The organism is Leptolyngbya cf. ectocarpi LEGE 11479 (assembly GCF_015207065.1).
In the GTDB taxonomy this organism is placed as follows: domain Bacteria; phylum Cyanobacteriota; class Cyanobacteriia; order Phormidesmidales; family Phormidesmidaceae; genus Leptothoe; species Leptothoe ectocarpi.
In genome coordinates, this window is record NZ_JADEXP010000635.1 from 1 (window position 1) to 1,270 (window position 1,270).

Sequence of the window (1,270 nt, forward strand, 5' to 3'; positions counted from 1 at the left end):
CAGGGCAAACGCATACGTTTCTTTACAATTTGGTACTAGCGTTATCTCCTTGGGCCAGCACCTTGAAAAGATATTGGTCATCCCATCCTGCTTTGAGTCGCTTTGCATGTGTGCCACCTTTGGCGGATTTTTCTTGTGACAACAAGTTAACGGCAATATGTCGAATGACGGCTAGATTTTCACCACTGTAGCCCGTAGTTGCCCGAGAGTGATCTTCTCGAAACGCTACATCGAGCCTCCAATGGAGTTGGTTTTCAATGCCCCAGTGTCCTCGAACAGCGTTGGCAAAGCGCGTTGCATCCAACGGTAGACTCAGTAGGTAGTAACGCATCTCATGGCTGATGGTATCGCCGACTTGTCGTTGAGATTCGACACACCCGACCGTGGTCAACTTGGCCCAATTTTCAGCACCGATGAGATAGTCCGTTTGGCCCATCACCCAATAGCGACGAGTCTCTTGGCGACCATGACCGGTTTCTTGGGTTTCATAATAGTCATGCTCAATTCCCTCAAACCCTGTCGCTTGAGCATGGGAAAATACTTGGCTCACATCTTCCAACAGATTACCCTGATTCCCTTTGAGCGCCAGAACATAGTCTCCCTGTTGATCCACAATTTGTTCGGCAATGGCCGTTTGGCAGCCCATCGCATCTATGCTCACCACGGCTCCCTCAAGGTCTAACACGTTCAGGAGTTCTGGAATGGCAGTAATTTCATTCGATTTCTCATCCACTTTGCGCTGACCTAAAACAATTTGATTCTCACTCGCCCAAGCACTCACCATATGAATCATGCCTCGCTTTCCACCACGCTCATAGCTCCCACGCAGAGTCTTGCCATCAACGGTGATCAATTGTCCCTTACTGAACTCAAACGCGGCGTTCACCCAGGTTAAAAAACACGCTTGGAGTTGCTCGGGTCGTAGACGTGCAAACAAACGTTCAATGGTATCGTGAGACGGTATCCCATGCGGTAATGCTAGAAATGTACCCAGCCAAGATTGTTTAGCGTTGCCATAGTTTTCCACTTCGACCCAGCTCTCGGCACCACAGATAACAGCACAAATCGTGATCATCACAATATCAATCAACAAATGGTCAATACTGTGTTGGGCTCGTGGGTCATCTAGTGACTCGAAGTGCGATTTGAGCCGTGAAATGGATGGGCTAGACATGTCTAGATGCACCTAGATTGCTAGAGGGCATCGTCATCCTAAGACTGATGCTTCAATCCCTGCATCAATTATTAAGATATGTATGCGTTCGCCCTG

Annotated in this window: 1 protein-coding gene; it reads right to left on the bottom strand. The window is 48.4% G+C overall.

Annotated features, from left to right (window positions below; all coding sequences use genetic code 11):
- Window positions 1-22: 22 nt before the first annotated feature.
- Window positions 23-1,174: an ISAs1 family transposase gene (locus IQ260_RS30650; RefSeq protein WP_193996811.1), complete on the bottom strand. Its 1,152-nt coding sequence runs from the start codon at window positions 1,172-1,174 to the stop codon at window positions 23-25.
- Window positions 1,175-1,270 lie beyond the last annotated feature (96 nt).

Bases quoted from the DNA above. Each gene is read 5' to 3' on its own strand.
- IQ260_RS30650 (WP_193996811.1), bottom strand. From the start codon at position 1,174: ATGTCTAGCCCATCCATTTCACGGCTCAAATCGCACTTCGAGTCACTA.